The 23535-nt window shown below is 66.7% G+C and carries 27 protein-coding genes and 2 pseudogenes; 14 read left to right on the plus strand and 15 right to left on the minus strand.

Going from position 1 to position 23535, the window contains the following annotated elements:
- Window positions 1–22 precede the first annotated feature (22 nt).
- Window positions 23–1258, plus strand: coding sequence for a cytochrome P450 (locus AC5Y46_RS20200; RefSeq protein ID WP_499992694.1), 1236 nt, complete (start codon window positions 23–25; stop codon window positions 1256–1258).
- Here the strand turns inward: AC5Y46_RS20200 and AC5Y46_RS20205 are convergent.
- The 4 genes from AC5Y46_RS20205 to AC5Y46_RS20220 form a co-directional block, all read right to left on the minus strand.
- The gene (locus AC5Y46_RS20205) at window positions 1255–1680 is read right to left on the minus strand and encodes a hypothetical protein (RefSeq protein WP_499992695.1); all 426 of its coding nucleotides are present in this window, start codon (window positions 1678–1680) and stop codon (window positions 1255–1257) included. The genes AC5Y46_RS20200 and AC5Y46_RS20205 overlap by 4 nt on opposite strands.
- A gap of 9 nt (window positions 1681–1689) precedes the next feature.
- A complete protein-coding gene (locus AC5Y46_RS20210; protein ID WP_499992697.1) occupies window positions 1690–2121 on the minus strand; it encodes a hypothetical protein in 432 nt (143 codons plus the stop codon).
- Window positions 2121–2711 (minus strand): TetR-like C-terminal domain-containing protein, encoded by a 591-nt coding sequence (locus AC5Y46_RS20215; protein ID WP_499946214.1) that lies wholly within the window; start codon window positions 2709–2711, stop codon window positions 2121–2123. The genes AC5Y46_RS20210 and AC5Y46_RS20215 overlap by 1 nt, the downstream gene beginning before the upstream one ends.
- Before the next feature lie 61 nt (window positions 2712–2772).
- Window positions 2773–3852 (minus strand): ATP-dependent DNA ligase, encoded by a 1080-nt coding sequence (locus tag AC5Y46_RS20220; RefSeq protein WP_499992699.1) that lies wholly within the window; start codon window positions 3850–3852, stop codon window positions 2773–2775.
- Window positions 3853–3890: 38 nt separating this feature from the next.
- On the opposite strand from AC5Y46_RS20220, the gene ligD reads away from it, so the two are divergent.
- The gene (ligD, locus tag AC5Y46_RS20225) at window positions 3891–4922 is read left to right on the plus strand and encodes a non-homologous end-joining DNA ligase (RefSeq protein WP_499992701.1); all 1032 of its coding nucleotides are present in this window, start codon (window positions 3891–3893) and stop codon (window positions 4920–4922) included.
- 10 nt (window positions 4923–4932) lie between these two features.
- On the opposite strand, the gene AC5Y46_RS20230 is transcribed toward ligD, so the two are convergent.
- Both AC5Y46_RS20230 and AC5Y46_RS20235 read right to left on the minus strand, forming a co-directional pair.
- A complete protein-coding gene (locus AC5Y46_RS20230; RefSeq protein ID WP_499992706.1) occupies window positions 4933–5541 on the minus strand; it encodes a cutinase family protein in 609 nt (202 codons plus the stop codon).
- A gap of 303 nt (window positions 5542–5844) precedes the next feature.
- Window positions 5845–7230, minus strand: coding sequence for an aldehyde dehydrogenase (locus AC5Y46_RS20235; RefSeq protein WP_499992709.1), 1386 nt, complete (start codon window positions 7228–7230; stop codon window positions 5845–5847).
- 88 nt (window positions 7231–7318) lie between these two features.
- Here AC5Y46_RS20235 and AC5Y46_RS20240 point away from each other — a divergent pair, with 88 nt between their 5' ends.
- From AC5Y46_RS20240 to AC5Y46_RS20290, 11 genes and pseudogenes are all read left to right on the plus strand, one after another.
- Window positions 7319–8587, plus strand: a complete 1269-nt coding sequence (locus AC5Y46_RS20240) for an aromatic ring-hydroxylating oxygenase subunit alpha (protein ID WP_499992711.1) — start codon at window positions 7319–7321, stop codon at window positions 8585–8587.
- The gene (locus tag AC5Y46_RS20245) at window positions 8587–8922 is read left to right on the plus strand and encodes a hypothetical protein (RefSeq protein WP_499992715.1); all 336 of its coding nucleotides are present in this window, start codon (window positions 8587–8589) and stop codon (window positions 8920–8922) included. Before AC5Y46_RS20240 ends, AC5Y46_RS20245 begins: the two co-directional genes overlap by 1 nt.
- A complete protein-coding gene (locus tag AC5Y46_RS20250) occupies window positions 8919–10163 on the plus strand; it encodes a metal-dependent hydrolase family protein (RefSeq protein WP_499992717.1) in 1245 nt (414 codons plus the stop codon). Before AC5Y46_RS20245 ends, AC5Y46_RS20250 begins: the two co-directional genes overlap by 4 nt.
- An 11-nt stretch (window positions 10164–10174) precedes the next feature.
- Window positions 10175–10621, plus strand: a complete 447-nt coding sequence (locus AC5Y46_RS20255; protein WP_499946246.1) for a MarR family winged helix-turn-helix transcriptional regulator — start codon at window positions 10175–10177, stop codon at window positions 10619–10621.
- A gap of 63 nt (window positions 10622–10684) precedes the next feature.
- Window positions 10685–10975: pseudogene (locus AC5Y46_RS20260) on the plus strand (2Fe-2S iron-sulfur cluster-binding protein); the annotation flags it as partial.
- Window positions 10972–11715 (plus strand): SDR family NAD(P)-dependent oxidoreductase, encoded by a 744-nt coding sequence (locus AC5Y46_RS20265; protein ID WP_499946206.1) that lies wholly within the window; start codon window positions 10972–10974, stop codon window positions 11713–11715. The pseudogene AC5Y46_RS20260 and the gene AC5Y46_RS20265, both read left to right, overlap by 4 nt.
- A gap of 16 nt (window positions 11716–11731) precedes the next feature.
- Window positions 11732–13000 carry an aromatic ring-hydroxylating oxygenase subunit alpha gene (locus AC5Y46_RS20270; protein WP_499992718.1) on the plus strand — a complete coding sequence of 423 codons (1269 nt, stop codon included), beginning with the start codon at window positions 11732–11734 and terminating at the stop codon, window positions 12998–13000.
- Window positions 13001–13002: 2 nt separating this feature from the next.
- Window positions 13003–13338: a hypothetical protein gene (locus AC5Y46_RS20275; protein WP_499992719.1), complete on the plus strand. Its 336-nt coding sequence runs from the start codon at window positions 13003–13005 to the stop codon at window positions 13336–13338.
- 12 nt (window positions 13339–13350) lie between these two features.
- Window positions 13351–14190, plus strand: a complete 840-nt coding sequence (locus AC5Y46_RS20280; protein WP_499992720.1) for a TauD/TfdA dioxygenase family protein — start codon at window positions 13351–13353, stop codon at window positions 14188–14190.
- A 56-nt stretch (window positions 14191–14246) separates the two neighbouring features.
- The gene (locus tag AC5Y46_RS20285; protein WP_499946202.1) at window positions 14247–14633 is read left to right on the plus strand and encodes a PPOX class F420-dependent oxidoreductase; all 387 of its coding nucleotides are present in this window, start codon (window positions 14247–14249) and stop codon (window positions 14631–14633) included.
- A gap of 17 nt (window positions 14634–14650) precedes the next feature.
- The gene (locus tag AC5Y46_RS20290; protein WP_499946201.1) at window positions 14651–14791 is read left to right on the plus strand and encodes a hypothetical protein; all 141 of its coding nucleotides are present in this window, start codon (window positions 14651–14653) and stop codon (window positions 14789–14791) included.
- A 3-nt stretch (window positions 14792–14794) separates the two neighbouring features.
- On the opposite strand, the gene AC5Y46_RS20295 is transcribed toward AC5Y46_RS20290, so the two are convergent.
- The 7 genes from AC5Y46_RS20295 to AC5Y46_RS20325 form a co-directional block, all read right to left on the minus strand.
- Window positions 14795–15772 (minus strand): NAD-dependent epimerase/dehydratase family protein, encoded by a 978-nt coding sequence (locus AC5Y46_RS20295; RefSeq protein WP_499992721.1) that lies wholly within the window; start codon window positions 15770–15772, stop codon window positions 14795–14797.
- A 12-nt stretch (window positions 15773–15784) separates the two neighbouring features.
- Window positions 15785–16492, minus strand: a complete 708-nt coding sequence (locus AC5Y46_RS20300; protein WP_499992722.1) for a cutinase family protein — start codon at window positions 16490–16492, stop codon at window positions 15785–15787.
- A 150-nt stretch (window positions 16493–16642) separates the two neighbouring features.
- Complete coding sequence (locus tag AC5Y46_RS20305; RefSeq protein ID WP_499946198.1) at window positions 16643–16816, minus strand: CsbD family protein; 174 nt, start codon at window positions 16814–16816, stop codon at window positions 16643–16645.
- 36 nt (window positions 16817–16852) lie between these two features.
- A complete protein-coding gene (locus tag AC5Y46_RS20310; protein WP_499946197.1) occupies window positions 16853–17068 on the minus strand; it encodes a CsbD family protein in 216 nt (71 codons plus the stop codon).
- 38 nt (window positions 17069–17106) lie between these two features.
- Entirely contained in the window at window positions 17107–18165 is a 1059-nt protein-coding gene (locus AC5Y46_RS20315; RefSeq protein WP_499992723.1) for an NAD(P)H-dependent amine dehydrogenase family protein, read from the minus strand.
- A gap of 28 nt (window positions 18166–18193) precedes the next feature.
- Window positions 18194–19282, minus strand: a complete 1089-nt coding sequence (locus AC5Y46_RS20320) for a hypothetical protein (RefSeq protein ID WP_499992724.1) — start codon at window positions 19280–19282, stop codon at window positions 18194–18196.
- A complete protein-coding gene (locus tag AC5Y46_RS20325; protein WP_499992725.1) occupies window positions 19279–20595 on the minus strand; it encodes a hypothetical protein in 1317 nt (438 codons plus the stop codon). The genes AC5Y46_RS20320 and AC5Y46_RS20325 overlap by 4 nt, the downstream gene beginning before the upstream one ends.
- Window positions 20596–20679: 84 nt before the next feature.
- Between AC5Y46_RS20325 and AC5Y46_RS20330 the strand changes: the two genes are divergently transcribed.
- On the plus strand, window positions 20680–21021 hold the full coding sequence (locus AC5Y46_RS20330) for a hypothetical protein (RefSeq protein WP_499946193.1): 342 nt from the start codon (window positions 20680–20682) through the stop codon (window positions 21019–21021).
- Between the two features lie 3 nt (window positions 21022–21024).
- Here the strand turns inward: AC5Y46_RS20330 and AC5Y46_RS20335 are convergent, their stop codons facing one another.
- Both AC5Y46_RS20335 and AC5Y46_RS20340 read right to left on the minus strand, forming a co-directional pair.
- Complete coding sequence (locus AC5Y46_RS20335) at window positions 21025–22392, minus strand: CHAT domain-containing protein (RefSeq protein WP_499946192.1); 1368 nt, start codon at window positions 22390–22392, stop codon at window positions 21025–21027.
- Window positions 22383–23535: pseudogene (locus AC5Y46_RS20340) on the minus strand (hypothetical protein); the annotation flags it as partial. The gene AC5Y46_RS20335 and the pseudogene AC5Y46_RS20340, both read right to left, overlap by 10 nt.

Here is a 23535-nt window from a genome sequence, read left to right on the forward strand (position 1 = left end):
GCCGATGCTACGCGCGTGCACAATGGGCACCATGCCCTTGACGTCGACCCAGGCCGACTCGCAGACGTTGTTGTTGCGGCTGCTGGACCAGGCAAACCGGCCCGACCCGTATCCGATCTGTGCCGAGTTGCGGGACCTGGGCCCCGTCGAGTTGCCCGGCGGCAACTTCGTCCTGTTCTCGAGGTACCGGGATTGCGACGAGGTGCTGCGGCACCCGCTGTCGAGCAGCGACCAACTCAAGTCGACCGCGGCGCAGCGGCTCATCGACACCGACCAGGAGATGCGCCGGGAAACTCCGCCGGGATTCCTCTTCCTCGACCCGCCCGACCACACCCGGTTGCGCAAACTGGTCAGCAAGGCGTTCGCCCCTCGGGTCGTCAGCGAGTTGCAACCCGAGATCAGCGCGTTGGTGGACGGGCTGCTCGACCGGATCGCCGAGCAGGGCAGTTTCGACGTGGTCGCAGACTTCGCCTACCCGTTGCCGGTCGCGGTCATCTGCCGGTTGCTGGGGGTGCCCCTGGAGGATGAGCCGAAGTTCAGCCGTGCCTCGGCGGTGCTGGCAAAGGCGCTGGACCCGTTCTCGACCGGCGACGCGGCCGACGACAGGGACGATCCGCTCGATGCCGGCGCGGCTCTCCGGGAATACCTGCGCGGTCTGATCGACCGGCGCCGCTCGCAGCCAGGCAGCGACCTGATGTCGGCGCTGGTCGCGGTCAACGAGTCCGGCGATCAACTGACCGAGGAAGAAATCGTCTCGACGTGCCTGCTGCTGCTGGTCGCCGGCCACGAGACCACGGTGAACCTGATCGGGAATGCGATCCTGGCGATGCTGCGCGACGGCGGGCAGTGGGCCGCGCTGGGTGCCGATCCCGCGCGCGCCGCGGCGATCGTCGAGGAGACGCTGCGCTACGACCCCCCGGTGCAACAGTTGAACCGAATCGCGCTCGGCGACATGCGGATTGCCGACACCGAAGTCGCCAAGGGCGACGTGATGCTGCTGTTGCTGGCCGCCGCGCATCGCGATCCCGCCGAGTTCGACCGACCGGACGTCTTCGACCCGGATCGTAAATCGTTGCGGCATCTGGGTTTTGGCCGCGGGGCTCACTACTGCCTGGGCGCCCCGCTGGCCCGGTTGGAAGCCAGTGCGGCGCTGTCGGCGGTGACGGCCCGGTTCCCGAACGCCAGGCTGGCCGGCGAGCCGGTGTACAAATCGAACGTCAACCTGCGGGGGCTGGCGACGCTGACGGTGGCGGTCTAGTTTCCGTTGTTGCGACCCGGACGCCCACCGGCCAGGTTGATCGCCAGCGGGATCGGGGTGGCAATGGGGCGAACGGCTTCCGCGTCGTGGTAGACGCCGATGGTGTATTCGCCCGTCGTCTCGATCGCAAAGGAAAGCTGCGGTGTGAAGCAGCGGTACTTGGATCGTTTGTCTTGTTCGTCCGGCCATTGCCAGGCGGAGCGGACGGTCCCGCGGATGGTCCCCGCAGGGTCCTTGCACACGACGAACAGTTCGGCGTCGAAATCTTCGCCGGCCCCGGCGTGGACCACCAGCACCAACGGGATCGTCAGCCACAACGGAACTTGGTTGACGTCATAACTGGTCGTGGGCAGGCGGGTGGCATCAATCGCGGAATCGTCGATGTTGGCGGAGCCCGCCACTAGCAATGCGGCTACGTGCATTGCGACAGCTTATTCGGCGTTGTCGTCAACGGAACCCGCATCGGCCAAAACGATCGAAACCGGCACCGGTGTGGACAACTCGAATTTGCCTTCCGCGTCGTAATAGGCGCCGATGGTGTACTCGCCTTCGGCCGCCACCTCGAACGCGAGTTCCTGGGTGAAGCACCGATACTTGGACGGCAGTTTTCCGTCGTCGGGCCAATGCCACGCGGCCCGCAGGGAGCCCAGCGGCTTCCCGTCAGGGTCTTTGCACACGACATGAAGGTCAGGGTCGTAGTCGCCACCGGCCGGTGCGTGCACCACCAGGACCACCGGAACCTTTGCCCGCAAAGGAATTTGGTCGACTTGGAACCACGCCATCGGAATGCAGGTGGCATTGATCGCGCCGTACTCGTCGAACGCGGCCGTGCGGGCGACGAACAGGGAACAGACGTGCAGCACTACGACATCTTAAGCGCGTGCCATGCCAGTTCCGCGATCACGACGCAGTAGTCGTCGTCGACGGGTTCCTCCGAATACAGTGCGCGAATGTTCAGTGGCGCCAGCACGATCTGTACTGCGGCAAGCGTGTTCACCCCGTCGCGCAGTTCACCTCGCTTCCGTGCCCGATCGATCACCGGACGTACAGCATGGAAACGACCCTGCCAGAACAACATTCGCGTCTCGTGATCGTGATGCCCGCGACTGTCCATGACCAGTGCCCGCAGGAAGGTGCGGCCGATCGGGGTGTTGATCTGTGCGGCAACGCTGCGGGCCAGCGCGAGCAGGTCGCCGCGTAGCGAGCCGGTGTCCGTCGCCGAACGCAGTACCTCGAGGTCACCGAGGGCGGCGTCGACGATCAGCCGCTGCCGGCTGCCCCAATAGTGGTAGATCATCGCCGTGTCCAGCCGGTACCGCTCGGCGAGTGCCTCGACACTGAACCGCTCGACCCCCCAGCGTGCCAGCTCGTCGAGCACGGCTGGCATCACCCGGGACCGGATGTCGGCCGGTATTGCGGGCCGGGCCGGTTCGGGTATTCGAGACGGCTGCATGCATGCCCCCTTCGCCGAATCACGGCCGCCGCAACCGACTTTCTACCGCACCTGCGGTCGATCAGGTGGTGTTTCCGGCAACAAGGCCCGGCACGATGTCGCTGAGGCTGAACGTGACCGGTTGGTCGAGCTGCTCGTAGGTGCAGGACCGCGGGTCTCGGTCGGGCCGCCAGCGGTTGAACTGCGCGGTGTGCCGGAACCGCACGCCTTCCATGTGGTCGTAACGCACTTCGACCACCCGCTCGGGCCGCAGTGGCACGAACGACAGGTCCTTGCCGGCGTTCCAACGCGAGTACTCGTTCTTGCGCGGGGTGCGTTCGCCGGCTTCGTGGGCCGCCCAGTTCCAGGGGTGCCGATCGAAGCTGGTTACCAGGGGCTGCAATTCGGCGAACAGCCGCTTGCGTTCGGCCATCGGGAAGGCGCCGATCACGCCGACCGAGGCGAGCTGCCCGTCGTCCTGGTACAGGCCGAGCAGCAGCGACCCGATGGCGTCGCTGCCTGATTTGTGCACTCGGTAGCCGGCGACCACGCACTCTGCGGTCCGCTCGTGCTTGATCTTGAACATGACGCGCTTGTCCGGCTGATAGGTGACGGTCAGCGGTTTGGCGACGACGCCGTCCAGCCCGGCGCCCTCGAACTCCTCGAACCATTGCTGCGCGGTGGCCTGGTCGGTGGTGGCCGGGGTGACGTGAATCGACGGGCCCGAGTTCTGCAGCGCGTCGACGAGTGCCGCGCGCCGCTCGCTGAACGGGCGTCTGGTGTAGTCGTCGTCGCCGAGCGCCAGCAGGTCGAACGCGATGAACGAGGCCGGGGTCTGCTGGGCCAGCAGGCGCACGCGTGAGTCGGCGGGGTGGATGCGCTGTTGCAGCGCTTCGAAATCCAGGCCGTGCTCGGTGGCGATCACCATCTCGCCGTCGATCACGCAGCGTTGCGGCAACTCGGCCTTGACCGCCTCGACCAGTTCCGGGAAATACCGTGTCATCGGCTTCTCGTTGCGGCTGCCCAGCTCCACTTCGTCGCCGTCCCGAAAGCAGATGGACCGGAAGCCGTCCCACTTGGGTTCGTACGACGCGTCCGGCGGGATCGTCTTGACCGACTTGGCCAGCATCGGCGACACCGGCGGCATGACGGGTAAGTCCATTGCTTCATTCTGGCCTGCGCGTGCTGGAATCTTCAGATATGGCCGCTGCAGCTGAAGAACTCGACGTCGACGGCATCTCGGTGCGGTTGACCAACCGCGACAAGGTGTATTTCCCCGAGCTCGGATCCGACGGCACCAAGGGCCGGCTGGTCGAGTACTACCAGGCGGTGGCGCGTGGCCCGATGCTGACGGCATTGCGCGACCGTCCCACCCATCTGCAACGGTTTCCCGACGGCATCGACGGCGAGGAGATCTACCAGAAGCGGGTGCCGCAGCACCATCCCGACTACCTGGAAACCTGCCTGATCACGTTCCCGTCGGGACGTACCGCCGACGCACTGAAGGTGACCCATCCCGCCGCGATCGTGTGGGCGGCGCAGATGGGCACCGTCACGCTGCATCCCTGGCAGGTCCGCTGCCCCGATACCGAGCACCCCGACGAGTTGCGCATCGACCTCGATCCGCAGCCGGGCACCGGCTTCGTCGAGGCCCGCACGGTTGCCGTCGAGGTCCTGCAGCCGCTGCTCGACGAACTCGGTCTGGTGGGGTACCCGAAGACGTCGGGAGGTCGCGGCGTCCACGTGTTCCTGCGGATCGCCACCGAGTGGGACTTCATCCAGGTGCGCCGGGCCGGCATCGCGCTGGCCCGCGAAATCGAGCGGCGCGCGCCCGACGCGGTGACCACGTCCTGGTGGAAGGAAGAACGCGGCGAGCGCATCTTCATCGACTTCAACCAGAACGCGCGCGACCGCACCATGGCGTCGCCGTATTCGGTGCGGCGCACCCCGATCGCGACGGTGTCGATGCCGCTGAGCTGGGACGAGCTGGCGTCGGCCGACCCGGACGACTACACGATGTTGACGGTGCCGGAGATGGCGGCGGCCCGCGACGATCCGTGGGCCGGCATCGACGAGGTTGCCCAGTCGCTGACGGGGTTGCTGGACATGGTCGACGCCGACGAGGAACGCGGCCTGGGCGACATGCCGTACCCGCCGAACTACCCGAAGATGCCGGGGGAACCGAAGCGGGTGCAGCCGAGCCGGGACACGGATCGAAAGAAGGAAGACTAGAGCCTAGAGCCTAGAGCCGACCGGCGACGAACGACGCGGCCTGCCCGGTCATCCCGGCCCGTACGTAGGCGACGTGCGCCGCGCCGCTCCTGCCCTCGGAGCAGATCGGGTCGTCGGGAACGCAGAGGTTGATCGTCTTCGGCAGGTAGAGCGGACTGATTTCCGGCAGCCGTCCACCACCCAGCCGCCTCGACAAGGCGCTTTGCGGATTGCCGAAGACGGCGACGGCGGCGACATGGTCGACTTGCTGAGCCAGGTCGTTGGTGGCCATGTCGATGACGCCCGCGCCCTGCGAATAGCCGCCGAGCACCATCCGGGTGTTGGGGCAATTCGCGGCCGTCGATTGCACGTGTGCTCGGGCGCCGGCCGCGCCCGCGGCGGAGCTGCTGGCGAATGCGTCGGTGGCGGGATAGTTCACGGCGTAGACCCCCACGGACCGCCCGCCGACCTGCGAGCGCAGCGAGTCGATGAAAGCCTGCCCGACGCCGCCGACACCGGGAGGCTCGTTGGTGCCCCGGGCGAACGTCACCTCGACGTCCGGGCACGCGGCAGCGGACGCGTGGGCTGGGGTGATCAGTGCTGCTGTCAGGGTGATCGCCACTGCGAGGATGCTGCGCATAACTCCATGCTGCGACTGGGCGGCCTGATCCGCACGCATCTCATAGCCAACCGAAATCCTCCGCGCCAGAGCGGCCGCGATCTGCGCGTTTACGCCGATGTTTTCCCGCGACGTTTACTGGCACTACGGTCGCGCAGAGGCTTGCGTGTGAAACGTTGGCTTTGATTGTGAATCCACGGCTTTCGCGGTGAACGTAGGGTGGAAATCTCGGCGAAATCCCGCCCACGTTTCACTCTGAAAGCCCAGGTTTCACACTCAACGCCAAGGCTTCACGCTCAACGCCCAGGGTTCACGCGCAACGCCTCACACCGCGATGGACTTGATGTCCAGGTACGCGTCCAGGCCCTCCGGGCCCAGCTCCCGCCCATAGCCACTGCCTTTGACGCCGCCGAACGGCGCGAACGGGTCCATGGTGTAACCCTGGTTGATGCCCAGCGTCCCGGTGCGGATGCGCCCAGCGATCGCCAGCGCCCGGTCGGTGTCACCGGTCCACACCGAACCGGCCAGGCCGTAGTCGGAGTCGTTGGCGATAGCCACCGCGTCGTCTTCGTCGCGGTAAGGGATGACGGTGATGACCGGCCCGAAGATCTCTTCGCGCGCGATGCGCATGGTGTTGTCGGCGTCGGCGAACAGGGTGGGTTTGACGTACCAGCCGGCATCGAGGCCGTCGGGCATGTCGGCACCGCCGAGGACCAGTCGCGCTCCTTCGTGCTGACCGATCTCGATGTACTCGCGGACCCGGCTCTGTTGACGTTGCGAAACCAGCGGCCCGAGTTGGGTCTTGGGGTCGTCCGGGTCGCCGACGCGCAGGCCGGCCATCTCGGAGGCGAGCGCGTCGACGTACTCGTCGTGACGGTGCCCGGGGACCAGCACCCGGGTCAACGCGTTGCAGATCTGGCCGCTGTTGGACAGGCTGGCCGACCGCACCCCGGCGGCGACCTTGGCTGGGTCCGCGTCGTCGAGGACCACGGCCGCGGATTTGCCGCCGAGTTCCAGGCTGACCTTGGTCAGGTTCGCACCGCATGCGGCCGCGACGGCACGACCGGCCGCGGTGGACCCGGTGAACGACACCTTGTCGACGCCGGGGTGCGAGACCAGCGCTTCGCCGACCTCACGGTCCCCGGGAACCACACTGACCAGGCCGGACGGCAGATCCAGCGCACTCAGCATCTCGGCCAAAAGCAAAGCGTCCAAAGGAGATTCGGGGGCGGGCTTGAGCACCACCGCACATCCGGCCAGCAACGCCGGCACCAACTTGGTGACGGTGAGGAACTGCGGCATGTTCCACGGCACGATCGCGGCGACCACTCCCACCGGTTCCCTGCGGATCTGCACGTCGGCACCGAAGAAGCCGGAGCGGGACTCTTCCCAGGGGTGTCGCTCGGCGAGGTCGCAGAACGCGCGCATCATCATCGCCGGCAGGCCGACCTGAGCGCGCTGGGCGAAGGTGATGGGGGCGCCGATCTCGGCGGTGATCGTCTGCGCCATCTCCGCGCGCCGCTCGTGATAGACCTCGGCGAGTCGGCGGATCGCGGCGATACGTTCCGACGGATCGGTGCGTCCCCACGAGTCGGTGGCGGCTCGTGCCGCCTGCACGGCGGCGTCGACGTCGGACCCCCCGGCGGCAGACACCTCGGCGATCGGTAGCTCGGTGTGCGGTGAGATGACCTCGAAAACCTGTGACTCCATCCGCGCCCTTTCACCAGGCAGTATCAACTACTTGCGATTACCCGGTAGAGCATATACCGTCGGGCCACCAGTACGGACAGGAGCGGTCATGCCCCGATTTCCCAAGCCGCCGGAGGGCAGCTGGACCCAGCACTATCCCGAGTTGGGCACCGGACCGGTGTCGTACGGGGACTCGATAAGCCCGGAGATCTACGACTTGGAGCGCGCGGCGATCTTCAAGCGCGCCTGGCTGAATGTGGGCCGGGTACAACAACTTCCGCGCAAGGGTAGCTACTTCACCAAAGAGCTGAAGGTCGCCAACACCTCGATCATCCTGGTGCGCAACGGATCAGGCGAAATCAACGCCTTCCACAATGTCTGCCGGCACCGCGGCAACAAGCTGGTGTGGAACGACATGCCGCTCGAAGAGACCCGTGGCGTATGCCGGCAATTCACCTGCAAGTACCACGCCTGGCGATATGACCTGGACGGGAACCTGACCTTCGTGCAGCAGGAAGAGGAGTTCTTCGACCTCGACAAGAGCCGGTACGGACTGGTGCCGGTGCACTGTGAAGTCTGGGAAGGCTTCATCTTCGTCAATTTCGCTAAGCAACCCGAGCAATCGCTGCGCGAATTCCTGGGTCCGATGGTGACGGGGTTGGAGGGCTATCCGTTCGACCTGATGACTTCGCGCTGGCAGTACCGCTCGGAGGTCAAGGCGAACTGGAAGCTCTACATGGACGCGTTCCAGGAGTTCTATCACGCGCCGGTACTGCATGCGAACCAGTCGCCGACGGCGTATTCCAAGGCTGCCGCCGAGGCGGGATTCGAAGCGCCGCATTACCGCTTGGACGGCCCGCACCGCCTGGTGAGCACCTCGGGCGTGCGGGCCTGGGAGATGGCGGCGGAGATGCGCAAACCGATGGAGGACATCTGCCAGAGCGGGCTGTTCGGACCGTGGGACAAGCCGGATCTGGGCGAGATGCCGGCCGGGCTGAATCCCGCGAAATGCGATCCGTGGGGCCTGGATTCGTTCCAGCTGTTCCCCAACTTCGTGATCCTGTTCTGGGGCCAGGGCTGGTATCTGACCTACCACTACTGGCCGACCTCCTACAACAGCCACATTTTCGAGGGCACACTGTATTTCCCGCAGCCCCGGACCCCCCGTGAGCGTGTGGCCCAGGAGTTGGCTGCGGTGTCGTTCAAGGAGTACGGCCTGCAGGACGCCAACACGCTGGAAGCCACTCAGTCGATGATCGAGTCCAACGTGGTCGACGACTTCCTGCTCTGCGATCAGGAGATCCTGATTCGGCATCTGCATTCCGAAACCGCGGCCTGGATCGAGGACTACCAACAACGCGCCGGGGTGAAAGTCTGATGACCGAAACTTCGGTTCTGCCAGTCGAATTCGCTGACCTCGAGCCGTTCGCCGAGTGGTGTCTGCCCACCGAGTCGCAGCGCTATGCCAAGCGACTGGCCAGCTCGATGACCGAGATGAAGGCGTTCTACGACGCGATCACCCCACGGGCCGAGGAAGCCCTGTCCTACTGCGACAAATTCCCGCTCGACGACCTGCCCGAGGACGTCCTGAACCTGATGCATCTGCTGTATTCGATGATCATGGTGTCGTTTCCGGTGGAGTGCTGGAAGCAGCCCCGCGTCCCCGATTCCGGTGCGTCCACACTGGACTGCGTGTCCGAGCCCTTCCCGTGATCACCGTCCTGCGGGCCGACCGCTGGGCCGACGTGGACGCCGGACAGGTGCGCTCGCCGGCCGTGGTGGTGGTCGACGGAAATCGGATCACCGCGGTCAATCCCGAAGGGCCGCTGCCGGATTCGGCCAATATTGTCGACCTGGGTGATGTGACCCTGCTGCCCGGGTTGATGGACATGGAACTCAACCTGTTCATCGGCGGTCCCGGTGGCCCGGAAGGTTTACCGGCGCCGATGCACGGTGTCCAGGACGACCCGGCCTATCGCACGCTGCGCGCGGCGGTCAACGCCCGGACCACGCTGGACGCCGGTTTCACCACCGTGCGCAATCTCGGTCTGATGGTCAAGACGGGCGGTTACCTGCTCGACGTTGCGTTGCAGCGCGCCATCGAGCAGGGCTGGCACGTCGGCCCGCGCATCTATCCGGCCGGACATGCCGTCACCCCCTATGGGGGGCACCTCGATCCGACCGTCTTCCAGCGCCTGGCGCCGGGGGTCATGCCGCTGTCGATCGCCGAGGGCATCGCCAACGGCGTCCCCGACGTAATCGCCTGTGTCCGTTATCAAATCCGCCACGGCGCCAAGCTGATCAAGGTCTCGGCCTCGGGCGGGGTGATGTCGCACAGCACCGCGCCGGGCGCGCAGCAGTACTCCGATGCCGAGTTCGCCGCCATCGCCGACGAAGCGCACCGCGCCGGGGTGCGGGTGGCAGCCCACGCCGTCGGCGACACCGCCATCCGGGCATGTATCCGCGCCGGCATCGACTGCATCGAACACGGCTTCCTGGCCTCCGACGACACCATCCAGATGATGGCCGACCACGGCACCTTCCTGGTCTCGACCACCTATCTGACCGAGGCGATGGCGATCGACCGGATCGCACCGGAGTTGCGCAAGAAGGCCGAAGAGGTCTTTCCCCGCGCAAAAACCATGCTGCCCAAGGCGATCGCCGCCGGCGTGCGGATCGCCTGCGGCACCGACGCCCCGGCGATCCCGCACGGACAGAACGCCAAGGAACTCGGGGCGCTGGTCGCCCGCGGCATGTCACCCATGCAAGCGCTGAAAGCCGCCACGGTGGTGGCCGCCGAACTGATCGAAGCCGACCACGAATTGGGCCGGCTGGCACCGGGTTACCTCGCCGACATCATCGCGGTGCCCGGAGATCCGTCGGACGACATCGCCACCACGCTGGAGGTCTCATTCGTGATGAAGGACGGCCAGATCTACAAGGTGCCGACATGACCGACCCCGCAATGGAACTCACCGAAAATCTGCTGTGGCTGCTCAAGCAGGCGTTCTACTTCTCGCTGACCACCGTGAACGACGCGGTCAGCGGGCACGGCGTCAGCACCGCCCAAATCGGGGTGCTGCGGCAGCTGCTGAACGAACCCGACCTGTCCGGCGCCGAACTGGCCCGGCGGTTGTTGATCACCCCGCAAGGGGTGCAACTCGCGCTGACCGCCCTGGAACGCCGCGGCCTGGTGGAGCGCACACCGGATCCCCAGCACAAGCGCATCCTTCGGGCCCGCCTGACCGAGCAGGGTCGGACCGTGGTGACAACGGTGATCAGCGACGCGGTGGCGGCGCACGAGAAGGTGTTCGGGGTGCTGACCGCCGAGGAGCAGGTAAACCTGCGTGACCTGCTGAGCCGGGTCGTCGAGAAGGGCACCGGACACGAGTTGTTCAAGGACCACGTGTAAGCCATGTCTCTAGTACTTGATAAGGATAACAAGTACTTGATACCGTGGTGTTCGATGCCTGAACCCACCCCGGTCGTGGTCACCGAACACGTGACCATCGAGCTGAACCGCCGCACCACCACCGTGTCCTACACCGCCGGCGACACGTTGCTGCAGACCGCCCGCATGGCCGGACTGCAGCCGCCGTCGTCGTGCGAAATCGGTTCCTGCGGAACGTGTATGGCCCGGCTGACCGAGGGCGGCGCGCGGATGATCAACAACGACGCGCTCGACGACGACGAGGTAGCCGAAGGTTGGGTGCTCACGTGTCAGTCGTTGCCGACCACTGCCACGGTGCGGGTGGTGTACGAGTGAGTCGGGTGGCCGTGGTGACCGGCGGTGCCTCCGGTATGGGCGAGGCGACCTGTCACGAGCTGGGTCGGCTCGGTCACCGGGTCGCGGTCCTCGACCTCGACGAACAGGCGGCGAAGCGGGTCACCGAAGACCTACGCGCACAAGGGGTCACGGCCATCGGCGTCGAAGCCGACGTCACCGACCGCGCCGCCGTCGAACGGGCCTTCGGCCAGGTACGCCACGAGCTCGGCCCGGTGTCGGTGTTGGTGACCAGCGCGGGCATGTTCGGCATTGCCCCGTTCATCGAGATCGACCCCGAGTCCTGGAACCGGATCGTCGACGTCAACCTGAACGGCACGTTCCACTGCTGCCAGGTCGCGCTGCCCGACATGCTGGCCGCCAACTGGGGCCGCATCGTGATGATCTCGTCGTCCAGCGCTCAGCGTGGCACGCCGTTCGCCGCGCATTACGCGGCCTCGAAAGGTGCGGTCATCACGCTCACCAAATCGCTTGCCCGCGAATACGCGGCGCATGGCATCACCGTCAACAACATCCCCCCGTCGGGCATCGAAACCCCGATGCAGCATCGGGCGCAGGCGGCGGGACACCTGAAGTCCAACGAGGAGATCGCCGCCAACATCCCGATGGGCCGCCTGGGTACCGGCGCCGACATCGCCGCCGCCGTCGGCTTCCTGTGCTCGGAGGCCGCCGGCTTCATCACCGGCCAGGTGCTCGGTGTCAACGGCGGAGCGGTGATGTGAGGCAAGGAGGTTCGTCATGACGCGACCCGGTCGGCCCCCGGAGGGATCCTGGACCGAGCACTATCCCGAATTGGGCACCGGCCCAATTTCTTTCGCCGACTCCACGTCGCCGGAGTTCTACGAACTCGAACGCGAGGCCGTGTTCAAGCGGGCGTGGCTGAACGTCGCTCGCATCGAGGAACTGCCCCGCGTCGGCAGTTATCTGACCAAGGAGATCGAGGTCGCCCGGGTTTCGGTCATCCTGGTCAAAGGCCGTGACGAAACCATCCGCGCGTTCTACAACGTGTGCCGGCACCGCGGAAACAAACTGGTGTGGAACGACTTTCCCAACGAAGAGACCCGCGGCACCTGCCGCCAGTTCACCTGCAAGTACCACGGCTGGCGCTACGGCCTGGACGGCACGCTGAACTTCGTGCAGCAGTCCTCGGAGTTCTTCGACCTCGACCCGGCCGACCACGGTTTGGCCCCCGTGCACTGCGAGGTGTGGAACGGCTTCATCTTCATCAACCTCGATCCCGAGCCCCACCAAACCCTGCGGGAATTCCTGGGCCCGATGATCACCGGTCTGGACGGCTATCCGTTCGGGAAGCTGACCGAACGCTACGAATGGGTCGCGCACAACAACAGCAACTGGAAGATCTTCGCCGACGCGTTCCAGGAGTACTACCACGTGCCCTCGTTGCACCCCCAGCAGGTGCCGCCCGAGGTGCGCGATCCCAACGCCGGATTCACTTGCGGCCATTTTCAACTCGACGGCCCGCACCGGTTGGTGTCGACGGCGGGACGGCGCCGCTGGCTGCTGCCGGCCGACTACATGTACCCGATCGAGCGGGCCACCCGAAGCGGCCTGGTCGGTCCGTGGCGCACCCCGGACATCGGTGAGTTGCCGGCCGGTCTGAATCCCGGCGGCATCGATCCGTGGGGAATCAGCAACTTCCAGATCTTCCCCAACACCGAGATCTTGATCTACGGCGGCTGGTATCTGCTCTACCGGTACTGGCCGACCTCCTACAACACCCACCGGTTCGAGGCCTATACGTACTTCTCACCGGCAAGCACCGTGCGGGAACGCATCGAGCACGAGGTCGCGGCGGTGGTGCTCAAGGAGTTCGCGCTACAGGACGCCGGCATGCTCGGCGGCACCCAGGCCGCACTGGAATACGGCATCGTCGACGACTTCCCGCTCAACGACCAGGAGATCCTGGTGCGCCACCTGCACAAGGTCGTGGTCGACTGGGTCGAGGCGTACCAGCGTGAACGCAATCCGACGCCGGTGGGAGCCTGACCATGCCAGATTCCTTGCTGCCCAGCGCATTCGCCGAGCTGGAGGATCACGCCCGGATCTGGTGCCTGGCCACCGAGACCGAACGCTGGAACCAACGGCTGGCGAGCAGCATGGCCGAGATGCGCCAGTTCTACGACGCGTTCTTCCCGCGCCTGGAAGAGGCCATCGAGTACTGCGACAAGTTCCCGCTCGACGACCTACCTGACGGCGTGCTGAACCTGCTGCACCTGATCTATTCGCTGATCATGGTGGCCATGGCGGTGGAGATCATGCACCAGCCCGCCCCGACCGACGCCGCCGACGCGGTGATGATCCGCACCGGCGAGCCGGTGCCCTGACGAGGGAACGAAATGAGTCTGCTCACCATCACCAAACTCAGCGAGTCCGTCGGCGCCGAAGTCACCGGCCTGGATCCCAGCCGGCTGGCGTCCGACGACGGCAGCGCCATCCTGGATGCGTTGGAGCACAACGGCGTACTGGTATTCCGCGATCTGCGGCTCGAGCCTGAAGCGCAGGTCGAATTCTGCCGTCGGCTCGGCGAGATCGACCACTCCTCCGACGGGCATCACCCGGTGGCCGGCATCTACCCGATCACCTTGGATCTGTCCAAGAACTCCTCGGCCGCCTACCTCAAGGCGACGTTCGACTGGCATATCGACGGCTGCACCCCCACCGGGGACGAGTGCCCACAGAAGGCCACCGTGCTCTCGGCCATTCAGGTCGCCGAGTGGGGCGGCGAGACCGAATTCGCCAATTCCTATGCGGCATATGACGCTTTGACCGACGACGAGAAGCAGCGCTACGGCGCGTTACGGGTGGTGCACTCGTTGGAGGCCTCGCAACGCCGTATCACCCCCGACCCCACCCCCGAGCAACTGGCGCGGTGGCGGTCGCGGCGCACCCACGAACACCCGTTGGTGTGGACCCATCGCAGCGGACGAAAGTCGTTGGTACTCGGCGCTTCTGCGGACTACGTGGTGGGCATGGACCTCGACGAGGGCCGGAACCTGTTGGCGGAGTTGCTGGAACGGGCCACCGTTCCCGAGCGGGTGTACAGCCACAACTGGTCGGTCGGCGACACGGTGATCTGGGACAACCGCGGCGTCCTGCACCGCGCCGCCCCGTACGACCCGGACTCGCCACGCCACATGCTGCGCACCACCGTCCTGGGCGACGAACCGATCCAGTAGACCCGCTGTGGGCCGAACCACGGTTGGGTCCGGCCGCGACGGGGAATGGTTTGGGCGTGGCTCCCACCTTTCAGGACGTGATCAAGTCCAAGTACCTGCTGTTGACGACGTTCACCAAAGACGGCCGCGCGAAGCCGACCGCGATCTGGGGCGTCCCCGACGGTGACAAGCTGCTGATCATCACCGACGACGATTCGTGGAAGGTGAAGCGCATCCGCAACACACCGAGGGTGACCATCGCCAAGAGCGGGTCGCTGGGCAAGTCCAAGAGCGAGCCGGTCGAGGGCGTCGCGCGGGTGCTGCCCAAGTCGGAGACGCGCCGGGTGTACAACGCCGTGCTCAAGCGGTACTGGTATCACGCGCCGTGGTTCTACGTGCACTCGATCGTGCGGGGCGGCATCGACAAGGTGCACGTCGGGCTCGAGGTCGCACCCGCCTCGTAGCCTGTCACCATAGAACGGTGACCACCACCATCATCGTGGTGACGCTGGTGCTGCTGGGCCTCGCCATCGTGATCAACGGACTGCTGCGGCTGAAGGATTGGCTGAAGAATTCGCCGCCCCTGCCGCCGCTGATCGAACCGGACGACGAGGACGACTGATCGTCACCCGCGCAGTGCCGCGACCGTATCGGCGATCGTGGTGCGTGGATCCCGATAGGTGACGCCCAGTTCCTGCTCGCTCGGCGAGTCGTCGGACCTGGGCATCTGCGTGTAGTACTGCATGCCCGCCCCGGTGAACGGGTTCTCGAACGGAAGATACGGCCCCGCCAGGTCCAGCAGCGTCCCTGCCACTCGCAGCGCCGTGTCAGGCACCGGGACGGTCACCATCCGGCTATCTGCGGCCTGACCCAGCATGCCCGCGAGATCGGCGACCGGGACCCGGTGCCCACCCACCATGTACCGTCGCGGCCCTCGTCCCGGCTCCAGCAGCGCGGCGTGCACGGCCGCGACATCGCGCGCATCGATCACCAGCCAGGCCGCGCTGCGACCCGGGATCGTGTGCATCTGCAGCGCCACCCGCACACCCTCGCCGGCTTCGCCGTATTGGTCACCGACCGGCGGGCCGAGCACCATGCCGGGATAGGTGATGTTCACCGGGGCGCCGGCGTCCTGGAGACCGCGGGCATAGATCTCGACCTGCGCCTTGGATGTGCCGTAGCCGTCCCTGCCGCCGACCACCGGCAGGTCCGCGCTCAACGTCTCCAAGCCGGGATGGAAAAGCGCGGTGAAGCTCGAGACGTGAATCACCGGGTCAAGCCCGAGCTGGACGGCCTGACCAAGGACATTGCGGGCGCCGTCCATGTTGGTGCTGAGCATCTCCGGGGTCTGCCGCGGGTCGGTGGCGACCAGGGCCGCACCGTGCACGACGGCGTCGCAACCGGTCAGCGCTTCGCGCACCGATTCGCGGTCCTTGATGTCGCCCTGGACGTAATCGGAGATGTCGACGCCCAGCTTGCCGACGGAGGTCTCCAGCTTTGCCGGGGTCCGAACCAGGAAGCGGACCGAATGGCCCGCGTCCGCAATAGCTTTGGCGGTCCAACCGCCGACGAATCCAGTGCCACCGGTTATCAGAACGCGCATGCTGCGATTCTGCTACAGACGGCTCGCGGCGAATTCCGCGGCCTGGTTGGTCATCCCGTTCACCGAGTACGAAATGTGCTCGATCCCAGGACCCCCGGGTGGACCCGAGCAGATGTTGTCGCCCTGGGCGCACTGCTGGATGGTCTTGGCCTGGTACAGCGGACCGATCGTGATCTGTGGCGCCCCATACTGACTGAGGAATTGCGGCGACGGCGTGCCGAACAGGGTGACCGCGGCGACGTGGTTCGCGATCTCCGGCGCCAGTGGCTGTGGCACCGCCGACGCCGGCACGCCCTCCGGCACGGCCGGGGAGGTGACGTAGCCCGCCACGGCCGCGCCTTGAGAGTATCCGCCCAGGACTTCCCTGGTGTTGGGACAATTCGATGCCATCGACTCGATGTGACCGCCCGCGTCGCGGATCCCGTCGATGACGCCGAGCGGGAACTCGCTGCTGTTGAAGTCGGTGCTCGCCGGGTAGTTGACCGCGTACACGGCCAGCGACCTGGCGCCGATCGCCGACTGCAATGCGTTGACGAACGATTGCCCGACACCGCCCACCCCGGGCGCTTCGCCGCTGCCCCGGGCGAACACCACCTCGACATCGGGGCAGGGTGCCGCCGACGCGGCAGGCGCGGGCGTGCCCAGCAGCGTGGCGGCGCCGAGGAACGCGGCCACTGCGGTGCCCGAGCCGAAGCGGCGAGCTGATTCGATGACAGTCATGTGCAAACCTCTCTCGACGATCCGCTAGGGATAACCAGAATTCGGTGACTCAACCGCGGGAATTTCGGCACCGCAATGGGTTTCGGACAAAATTGTCCCGCGCGAGACGGACCGGATCCGGCGCTCGCGCGGGACAATTCAGCGGCAGGATTACTTCTTGAACGCGTCCTTGATCTTCTCGCCGGCGTCCTTGAGGCTCGACTTGGCCTGGTCGAATCGACCCTCGTTCTCGGTGTCCCGGTCGCCGGTAGCCCTACCGACGGCCTCCTTGGCCTTGCCGCCCACGTCTTCGATCTTGTTCTTGACCTTGTCTTCGCCGCTCATCGCGTCCTCACTCCTGTCGGTTTGCGTTGGGGACCCTCAGCGAATACCCGACTGCGGGTGCCGACGAAACCCTCGCCGCTGTTGCTGTCGCCACGCGTCCCTGACCCGGACCCCGGTGTCCTTGATGTTCGCTTTCGTTTGATCGAGGATTCCCTCGAACTCGGTGCGTCTGTTGCCGCTGAGTCTGCCGAAGGTTTCCTTGGCCCTGCCGCCCCAGTACTGGGCGCTGTTGCTGAACCTGTTGTTAGCCATGGGTGTGGCATACCCGCTGGCCTACCGCTTCATACGGGTCATCCGGTGGGAACCGTGCCGCGCGGCAGCGTCAGGGGCAGGTCGGCGTAGGTCGCGATGCCGGGTGCGGCAGCCACCACGGCGGGGATCGCGTGGATCGCCGGCATGGCCGTCATGATGTGGCCGAGCGTCATGAACTCGGCAAGCGTGGTGGCCTGGAAGTATGGCGGCGGCAGGAAGCCGACCTTGGTGGTCACCGTGGGCTGGCCGTCGACCTGGATGACCCAACCATCCTGATCGATCTTCCAGTCGGGTTCCAGGGTCTGCCCTTTGCGCCAGCGCACGTTGAGGTCGACGACGGTGTTGCCGCCGACGATCCCCTGCCAACTGATGTAGACCCCGGCCACGCAGCCGGCATCGATGGTCCAGGACTCCATCGCGAGATCTTCTGTGGTCTGGGCGAATTCGGCCACGCAGCGCACCTCGTCCAATTCGACACCGAGCGCGTCGGCGACCAACCGGACGGCCTCCCCGAAGATCGCGGTGCCCTTCTCTGCCATCTGCGGCAGGTCCGGGTTTTCGATCGGCTGGCCGAACCCGACCGGCTTCTCGGTGTCGGGTGAGTCGTAGAACGTGGTGTCGGCAGCCTCGTTGACGGTGACCTTGTCGACCCGGTTGCACACCATCGCCGACACGATGGCCAACAGCTCGGCGAAACCCGGGCTCACCCCGGACCCGAACATCGTCGAGCCGCCCTTCTCGCACGCTTCGAGGATCCGGTCGCGCCCGGCGCCCAGGTTGTGCCCGGTGATGAACGATGCCGTCGTCACCACGTTCACACCCGCCGACAGGATCCGCACCAGCTCGTCGACGTCGATCCACATCGGGTTGTAGACCACACAGTCCGGCTTGAGGGCCAGCAACTCCTCGACGTCGTTGGTGGCGCTTATCCCCAGCGGCTCGATGCCGACCAGCTCACCGGCGTCCCGGCCGGCCTTGTCCGCCGACCAGGCGTAGCAACCCACCACTTCGAACAGGGGATTGGTGGCAAGTGACTGCAGCGAGCTCTTGCCGACATTGCCGGTGGTCCATTGCACGACGCGATATTTGTTGGGCACTCGCTCAGCATAGGCAAGCGGGTCGCGCTCAGTAAGAGGATTCGGCCGCCAGGATCTCGGCGAGGAATGCGTCGGGCGGCGGCTGGTCCAGTCGTGCCCGCACCCAGCGGCGGACTCGGTCCCGGACGTCGCGCGACTCGTCGACCGGCGCACCGACGACCACCGACGTCACCGGCCATTCGTGGTTCCAGGCCACCGATTCCGTCATCGCCTGCCGCTGCGCGTCCGACAGCGGCACGGTGGCCCGGCCACCCGCATCGAGCGCGCCGGCGCCGCCGACGTCCCCCGACTCGATGCGGACCGTGACATCGGTCGCCGGTTCGGGACCGATGACGGCCGCACGCACGACGGCGACGACGGTCGGACCGCTCGCCTGCACGCTCCACTCGACGGTGTCCTCGGCCGCGTCGAAGATTCCCGGCGGCACCGCCGCCCAGTTGATCGACGCGACTCCGCGGCCGATCGCTGTGCCGGTCCGGCTCGGCGTTTCGGAGCCGGCCGCCAGCGCGTAGTCATCCTGACGCGGGCTCGGCATGCTCGCCGCCGGACTCGAATGATCCAGTGCCGCAGCCAGTTCCGACCATCCGGTGCCGTCCAGTCCGATCTCGTCGGCGAGTTCGGACCCGGCCCGCACCAGCTCGCGTACCCGCGGATCGTCCACACCGAGGTAGGCGGTCAACGCCGCCGCGTGCGGAACGAGCAGACCGGTGGCGTCGGAGTCCAGGGTGTCTTCGGTGAAGTAGTCCTGCGCGGCGGCCGTGAGCAGCGCGACCTCGACGTCGAGCAGGGTTTGGTCGAGGTGGGGGATGCCGTCGCGCTGGCTGGCCGGCCACCACCGCCGCAGCCAGTGCCCGATCGCCAGTCGGCGCAACGGTTTCAGCGAACCCGGCACGACGGCTACGCCGGAGAGATCGGCAGGTTCGTCGGTCGCGAGGAGCGTGGCGTGGCCGTGCGGACCTACGATGCGCCACAGCCAATCCGCTTGGGTCGGGTCGGTCACGGCGATCGCGGCGTCCGCAGCCGGCTCGTCCACCAGCCAGGACAACACCGCGCCGCTGACTTCCAGCACGGCCAGCAGCGGCGACGGGTGCTGACCGAGCTCGGCGACCAGTCTCATCCCGCCACCTGCAATTCCAGCATCGACTTGATCCGTTGCCGGTGGTCCAGGCTCACCGACCTGGCGACTCCGTCCAGCAACGCACGCACCTCGTCGACGTCATCGCACGGTTCCTGCCACACGTCGCGGCCGTGCAACCGGGCCCACAAGCGGCTGAGGTACGGCTGCGCGAATGCGGCCAGGTCGTCGACCACCTGTCGTTGCCGTGGATGGATCGGTCCGCCCGCGGCCAGGTATCGCCGGGCGTGCAACACGTACGCCTCCTTGCGCAACCTGGCCTGAATCTGGGCGGCGAGCGCGTAGCGGCTGGTCACCGCGCGGTCCAGCGGTTTCAGTTCAACGGCGACCTCGATGCCGGCCACCATCGTGGCCTGCTTGTCCTCGGACAGCAGACCCCAGGGTGCGCTGGCCCGGTCTACTTCTTCGGCGCACAGCAACGGGATGTCGGGCAGCGCGTCGCGGTCCAGCGAGCGCCGCAACGTCGCGCGAACGCGGTCCACCACGGTGCGGTCCAGCGGCCGGTCGCTGTCCGGCCCGCCGGCGACTTGCGGGATCCGTTGGGGCGCAACCGAACTCAATCCCAATTCGACGACGGACCAGGGCAGCTCGACGTCCGACACGCGGGCCAGGGCACCCAGCTGGTACGGGGCCGGGTCCTCGATCATGGCCGACCACACCCGCTGGCGCGTCATGGTTGCGTTGTGAGTGTTGGCCGGGCCCAGCACGGTGGCCAGCTCGGCCAGAAACGGCTCCAGCACGGCGGCTTCGGCCCGCACGTCACGCCAACTCCGTTGCAACTGCGCCGACAACGAGGCGACCACCCGCGGATCGGCAACGTAGTCGTTGAGCACCTCGATCGCGGTACGGTCCCGGCCCTGGTGCACGTCGTGCAATACCGCGGCCGCGGTTTCGCGATCTTGCGGTGCGGGTGCGCCTTTGGTGACCGCGAGCTCGAAGCACACCGGAAAGTACAGCTCCTGAGCGTTGCCGCTGCGGATCCGCAACCGGCGTCGCTCCAGCTTCAGTACCTCGAACCAGGCTGCGGCGAAACGCAATTGGTCGGCACTGTCGACGATCAGGCCGTGCATGGCGGCGGCCGTGTCGGCAGCCACCACCGGCGCCGAATACTGCGGGTTGGAGCGCAGCCGCAGCACCAGCGGATCAAGGATGCGTTTGACCGTCCTGCTGAGCGGACCGCCGTCGTCGCTGCTGAGCACCTCGACCCCGGGACCGATTGCGCGCCAGGCCTGGTCGATGACCGCGCGGCGCGGATGCCCGGTCAAGGCAGTCGGCAGCTGCGGATCGGCGCTCATGACCACAGGATAGGGGCAGTGCCGAAAATCCCGGTACCCGCAAAGTTGGGTTCGGTAGCCGGCCGGCCCGGTGAAGCTGCTGGCATGAACAAGACGAAAATGTCGGCCCTGGGCGCCGAGATCGCCCTGATCGCAACCACCATCTACCGCGCCCTCCGCAAGCTGTTGCTTCCGCACGCCGGTCGGGGTCTGGCCGTCGGGGTGGGCACGGTGCGCGCCGCCGAGGAACGCCAGATCCTGATCGAGGTGTCCAGTGTGCACGGCGACACCTTCATCGGCCGGCTGGTGCATGGCGAGGACGGGGACTTGCCGAGTTTGCGGCCGGGATTGCTGGTGCTGGTGGCCTTCGACCCCGAGGCCCGCGAGCAACTCACGCTGCCCGATGACGTATTGGCCGTCCGCGCCGGCGGATTGGCGCTTGCCTGAACGTCATCGGGCGCCGTCGACGGCGAAGGTGACCAGCGCGCCCCAGTACAGCGGGCTGGCGGTGACATCGCCGTCCCGCCAGCGCCGCATCTGGGCGCGTTGCCAACGATTCACCGCGCATCCCACGTCGGCCTCTTCGTGCGCGTCGTCGACCGCCGTGACCAGCTCGGCCATCGGGTCGACGGAACCGGCTGTGGGCGGGCCGAATTGGCGGTACGCCGCCGTGGTGGGTAATGACCACAGGGTTGCGGTCACCAACTGGGCGCCACCCAGGATCATCGCTGCCACCAGACCCGTTGCCTCGTCGAACTGGTAGTCACCGCCGGATGCACAGGCCAACAGCGCAACCCGGGGCGGCATCGGCAAGCGCAGTGCCATCAGGTCCGACGCGGTCAGCGGTCGGTGATCGCCGACTGCCGCGGCGTCCCCGGGGATGCGGGCGGTACACGCGAGGTGCAGTGAAGCCCGGTCGGCGTGACCGACTTCGCCGTCGGCCGAACTCGCGTGCCCCAGGTAAAGCAACCGGCTTGGTTGTCGTGCAAGCAATTTGGCCAACCATCCGCGATCGGCGTCCTGCCGCCGGAACAGCGAGACGACGGAGTCCACTTCCGGCAACACCGCGCGGCGCTGCATCAACCCAGCGAAATGGCGAGCCAGCGGGGTCTGTTCGGATGGTCTGCCCAGCACCGAACCCAGCGCCGAGTCCGGTCGCTGCCCCGGCACCCGAGGGTCCAGGACCAGCAGTACCGGGCCGGCCTGCCGGGCAGTCCAGCTGGCCGGTGCGCGGTGTGCGTGCACTATGTGCTGCGGCGCCGCCAGCAGCACGTCAACCAGCTCCATCAACCGGTAACCGTCGGTGTGTTCCCTGATATCAGCCAATTGCCAAGGGATTCGGGCGGCGTGCCTGCCGCTGGCGGTGATCGCGTCGTGTCGCGCGCGAGCCAGCTCTTCGTTGCTCGGACCCGACTTCGGCAGCGCGAGTTGCCCCCACGGGACGCGGGCCAGCCGCGCACTGGGCGAGACGAACAATCTCGGCCGCGTGCCCGAAGACTGGCCCATGCACTCGGCGAGCAACTGCCAGCCGGCAGCGCCGATCAGCAGCACACCCAGAATGTAGGAGGTTGTCAGCTCGGCCTCTTGTGTCGCGAACGGACCGCGTGTCAGTGCCCGCTCGATCGCCTCACGCCGGCTCTCGGCACCCACCGGTTCCGGAAGCGCATCGGCCAGTTCCGCCAACGCCGCCAACAGGATTGGATCTTCGACCACCCAGTTGACCGTTCTGGACGGCTCGCCCACCACCCGCAGGCTGGCGTAGGTGGCGATGCCGATGTCGGCATACCGCAGGACCAGTGTCGGGACGGTCACGGCCACGTCGACCAGGCCGGCTCGGCCGCGGTGACTTCACGGCCGTACCGATGCAATGCCAGTGCACGATAGTGACTCATGATCGGCTCGTCGTCGGGGTGCATCCGCAATGGAGGCAACGGGCCGATCCTGTTCAGCGACCGGACTTCTCGCGGCGACGGTCCCGATGCAGTGGTTGCCAATTCGTCGTCGACGAACGCCGGCGAGACGGCGGTCGACTCCCATTCGACGACTTGCCGGACCGGTTGTTCGGTGTTCAGAGTGCCTCGCGCACTGTGATACTCGACCAACTCACTGAGCAGCTCGGTGTTTTCCCATTCCCAGGCGACTGCGAAGGCACCGGCCAGGACGGGTGCCGAAACATGCGTCGCCCAGCGTGCTCTCGCGGCGGCGTCGGAGATCGAATAGCGCACCGAGTCCACGGCCAGCGCCGCCGGTATCTTGAGTTCGGCCGCCTGTTGGAGCTTGGTCATCGCCCGCTGATACTGCGGCGTGCCGACCTCGCCGCGTAGCACACCGAGCGATGCGGCGTGACGGGCCTCGTTCTGCTGCAACGACTCACCGGGATCGCCCGATCCGTCGAAACCCAGGTCCGCCAAAGCATCCGCGCGCCACACCGTTCCGAGATGGTTGTCGAGCAGCGCGTACTGCAGCCAGCTGCTGCGCGGTGCGGAGTCCAGCAACTCCCGCGCCTGGGCGATGAGCTCGACGGCGGTGTCGAAGCGCCCGCAGAAGATCGCTATCCAGCTGCGCTGCAACAGGATCCGGTGCAGATGCAACGGTTTGCCCAGTTCGCGCCAGTGCCGTTCGGCGTGCTCCCAGCACTCGTCGGCGGCCTGTAGTGCGCCGCCGGCCAACCGGGTCAGACCCAAGTAGAGCCAGCAGCGAGACACGTCGTGGGCCCGCGCGTAACGCGCGATCACCGGGTAGGCGTCGGACACCAACTGTTCGGTGGTGTGGTGGTCACCGAGCGCCCACGACGCCGCGGCGCGCTCGAGTTGTGTTCTGGCGCTGGCGAGTTCCCAGCCGTTGGCCTGCGCCCGGGCACCGGCACGACGCAGCCAGGGTTCCGCCTCGGAAAGCCGCCCGGTCTCGACGCAGAATCGCCCGTAGCCGGTGGCCGCCAGCACCCACAGGTGATCGGTATAT

It is taken from the genome of Mycobacterium sp. NGS59 (assembly GCF_059812345.1).